Raw genomic sequence first — 3,792 nt, forward strand, 5'->3', positions numbered from 1 at the left:
GGCGGGTAGGCGGTGCGGAGGGCCGTGCGGTAGTCGGTGAGGAAGGCGTCGCCGGCCTCGGGGTCGTCGGCGAGGGCGTCGAGGACGGGGCGGAGGCCGGTGCCCTTCACCCAGTCGAGGACGGGGTCGGGGCCGTGCAGGACGTGCAGGTACGTCGTCTCCCAGACGTCCGCCGCGCAGCCGAGGGAGGCGAGGGTGGTGAAGTAGCCCTCGGGGGGCTGGACGATGTCGGCGTGGCGGAGGACGCCGTCGAGGCGGGCGCGCCAGCGGGGGCCCTCGCAGAGGGAGCGCAGCAGGACGTGGCTGGGGGCGGCGAAGTTGCCGGGGACCTGGAAGGCGAACACGCCGCCCGGCGTGAGCGCGTCGATCCAGTCGCGGAAGCGGCCGACGTGGCCGGGGACCCACTGGAGTGCCGCGTTGGAGACGATCAGGTCGAAGGACTCGCCGGGCGCGGGCTGCCAGGTCGCCAGGTCGGCCTCGGCGAAGTCGAGGCCGCCGCCGCCCTCGGTGGGGCCGGCGTGCCGGGTGGCCTCGGCCAGCATGGTGGGCGAGTTGTCGTAGCCGGTGATGTGGGCGGTGGGCCAGCGGTCGGCGAGGATCAGGCTGGGGGCGCCGGGGCCGCAGCCGAGGTCGGCGACGCGCGGGGCGGCCGCCGGCAGCGGTGGCACGCGGGCCAGCAGGTCGATCAGCGGTCGGGCGCGGTGGCCGGCGTGCTTCTGGTACTGGCCGGGGTCCCAGTGGTGTGCCATGCGGGCCATACTGGCCGGCCAGTTATCTCTACGTCAAGAAGCTTGATGTCATGATGCTTCACGCCGTGAGACTTCATGTCGACAGAACAACTAGACTGATCGCATGGAGGACGAGGTTGATCGGTTGGTCGCGGCCTGGCGCCGCGAGCGTCCCGATCTCGACGTGGAGCCGCTGGAGGTGCTCAGTCGGGTCAGCAGGCTGGCCCGCCATCTGGACCGGGCCCGGCGGCTGGCCTTCGCCGAACACGACCTCGAGCCCTGGGAGTTCGACGTCCTCACCGCCCTGCGTCGGGCCGGCGGCACCTACCAGCTCTCTCCCGGGCAGCTCCTCACCCAGACCCTGGTCACCTCCGGCACCATGACCAACCGGATCGACCGGCTGGCCAAGCGGGGCCTGGTCGAGCGGCAGCCTGACCCGAACGACCGGCGGGGGGTGCTGGTCCGGCTGACGGAGGCCGGCAAGCGTCACGCGGACGCGGCGCTCGCCGGGCTGCTCGTCCAGGAGCGGGCGCTGCTCGGCGGGTTGAGCGCGGCCGAGCGGCAGCAGCTCGGAGGGCTGCTGCGCGCCCTGACCGCGCCCTTCGACAACCTTCCGGCCTAGGCCGCCGGGATCAGCCGGCCGCCGCGACCTCGGCGGCGAGCCGGACCGCGATCGCGCGGGCCAGCAGCGTGGGGCGGCCGGCGGCCTCGGCGGCGGCCGTGCGCATCCGTTCCGTGTAGCCGATGCAGTCCAGCACCAGCCAGCGGCTGCCCGCCGCGGCCAGCGTCTCGGCCGCCGCGGCGACCTCGGCCAGGGCCCGGTCCTCCGGCGCGTACGGGTTGGCCGCCGCGGCCCTGACCGGCGAGCCGGGCAGCGCCTCGGACCAGCGCGCGGTCACGTCGGCCGCCTGGTCCGGGTGCGGGCACACCAGGCCCACCGGGTCGGTGCCGACGATCGCCGCCACCGCCCGCTGCACCAGCGGTTCGGCGTAGAGCAGCGGCCGGTTCGACCGCACCGCGGGGAAGTGGCCGGTGCACAGCAGCAGGGTGGCGGTGGCGCCGTCCCGCTCGGCCCTGGCGACCGCGCGTTCCAGGCGCGGCACCAGGGCGTCGTGGCCGAGCAGCACCGAACCGCCGTCCCGCAGCCGGGAGATCAGCGGCGGCTCGCCGGGGGCCGGCGCCACCAGGCGCCGGGTCTCCGGGTCGTCGAAGCGGTCGTCGTCCAGCGCGCCGTGCTCGACCATCCGCACCCCGCCGAGCAGCGGCTCGGCGTCGGGGCGGAGGTCGGCGCGCGGCGCCTGGCCGATCGTCACCAGTCCCAGGGCGGGGCTGCTCACAGCATCTTTCCGTTCGCTTCTCCGACCGCGCGGCGAAGGTCGCGCGCCGTCGCGGTCCGCGGCCCGGTGGCCGCGCGTTCGTCGCTCACAGTGCCTTCGCCACCTGTCCGACGTCGTTGAGGGAGCTGCCCGCGACGAGGCCCGCGCCGACCAGCGACAGGTCGTTCTCGGCGTCCTCGGGCGACTGGCCGGCGCGGGCGCGCCACCAGGTGTAGAGCTTGCGGACGGCCAGCGCGCCGAGCACCATCCAGCCGGCGTCGGGGGTGGCCACCAGCAGGCCGGTGGCGAGCATCACGCCGAGCTGGCGCGAGGAGCCGCCGATCAGCTGGATCAGGGCGCCGGGGACGGCCCAGAGCGCCAGGGTGCGCAGGGTGTCAGGGTCGAGGCCGGTCTGGATCGTCGCGACGTAGACCTCGGAGACCGGCGGGACCCGGCCGTCCTCGAAGAACGTCCGCCAGGCGATGACGACCACGCCGAGCGCGACCGCGAAGCCGACCAGCTGGGCCAGGTACTGCTGGCGCCGGCCGTCGAGTTCGAACGGCTGCCACGGCACGGCGTGGCGGCGCAGCAGCCAGCCGGCCTTGAAGTCGTAGCCGATGTCGGCGAACGCGGGTCCCGTGGAGGCGGTGTAGCCGACGAGCAGGGCCAGCGGCACGGTGGGGATGTCCAGCGCCAGGCCGATGATCAGGAAGATCAGTGTGACGGCGAAGGCCGGGAACCAGCCGGAGTGCATGGCGGCCAGGCCCACGATCAGCTGGTGGACGAGCGCGGCCACGCCGGCCAGGGCCACCCAGCCGATCAGTCCCGGCACCGACAGGTCGCCGGCGACGCCGCCGGCGAAGGCGACGAAGATCGCGCCGAGGACGAAGAGGCCCATGCCCTCCAGCAGGCCGCGGCGCAGCCCGGTGGCGTCGACGGTGGGTCCCGGGACGTCGTCCCGCTCGGGGGCGGCGGCCGCCGCGGTCGCCTTGCGGGACTGGCGGTTGCGCATCAGCAGCACGGCCTGGATCAGGGCGACGAGGCCGGCGCCGATCATCACGCCGTGCGGCACGCGCTCGGCGGTCAGGTTCACGTCGAGCAGGTCGGGGCTGTACTGGGCGACCACCAGGCCGGTGCCGAAGGCGCCGAGCGCCCAGATGTTGCCGAGGAAGCCGACGCCGGCGGCGCTGGTGGGCAGCTTGAAGAACGCGCCGACCACGCCGACGATCGCGCCCGCGCCGAGGATCGCGGCGCGGCGGCCGCCCTCGTCGCCGGCCTTGATGGTCTCGGCGGCGGCGATGCCGGCCGGCCAGGAGCCGGTGGCGGGCAGCAGCCTGGAGTCGAAGACCCGGAACAGCACCCAACTGTCGACGGCCAGGCCGATCACGGCGCCGCCGAGCATCGGCCAGACGAGGTCGGTGCGGCCGAGTGCGAAGGGCACCGCGATCGGGGTGAGGAGGGAGTTGGCGGCGGCGAAGGTGGCGCCGGATATCGCCGACTGGACCAGGTTCTGCCGGTTCTGGTCACGCATCCTGGCCAGCATGGCGACCGGGATCCGGCCGACCAGCATGGCGACGAGCGCGCCGATCACGGCGGTGTTCGGGGAGATGCCGAGCGAGGTGATCAGCACGATGCCGATCAGCGCGCCGAGCACCGACATCAGGACGGTGAGCAGCAGCGTGACGGGCTCGAAGGCGCGCGGGTGCCGGGCGACCTTCCCCGCCGCGGGCGGCGGGGCGGCGGGGGAC

4 protein-coding genes are annotated in these 3,792 nt (G+C 74.7%); 1 reads left to right on the forward strand and 3 read right to left on the reverse strand.

The genetic code is table 11. From position 1 onward, the window contains the following. Positions 1-758: methyltransferase domain-containing protein (locus tag E1283_RS33485; protein WP_132821930.1), on the reverse strand; the 758-nt coding region annotated here is incomplete at its 3' end. Positions 759-852: 94 nt separating this feature from the next. Between E1283_RS33485 and E1283_RS33490 the strand changes: the two genes are divergently transcribed. Next, positions 853-1,350 carry a MarR family winged helix-turn-helix transcriptional regulator gene (locus tag E1283_RS33490; protein ID WP_132821931.1) on the forward strand — a complete coding sequence of 166 codons (498 nt, stop codon included), beginning with the start codon at positions 853-855 and terminating at the stop codon, positions 1,348-1,350. 10 nt (positions 1,351-1,360) lie between these two features. Here E1283_RS33490 and E1283_RS33495 read toward each other — a convergent pair whose 3' ends face one another. Both E1283_RS33495 and E1283_RS33500 read right to left on the reverse strand, forming a co-directional pair. Further along, positions 1,361-2,065, reverse strand: a complete 705-nt coding sequence (locus E1283_RS33495) for an AroM family protein (RefSeq protein WP_132821932.1) — start codon at positions 2,063-2,065, stop codon at positions 1,361-1,363. Between the two features lie 85 nt (positions 2,066-2,150). Continuing rightward, positions 2,151-3,792, reverse strand: a 1,642-nt coding sequence (locus E1283_RS33500; protein WP_243745282.1) for an OPT family oligopeptide transporter, incomplete at its 5' end; no start/stop codon positions are given.

Source organism: Streptomyces hainanensis, from assembly GCF_004348415.1.
Taxonomy (GTDB): Bacteria; Actinomycetota; Actinomycetes; order Streptomycetales; family Streptomycetaceae; genus Streptomyces; species Streptomyces hainanensis.

Excerpts from the sequence above, each read along its gene's own strand:
- E1283_RS33490 (WP_132821931.1), top strand. The coding sequence starts at position 853 with ATGGAGGACGAGGTTGATCGGTTGGTCGCGGCCTGGCGCCGCGAGCGT.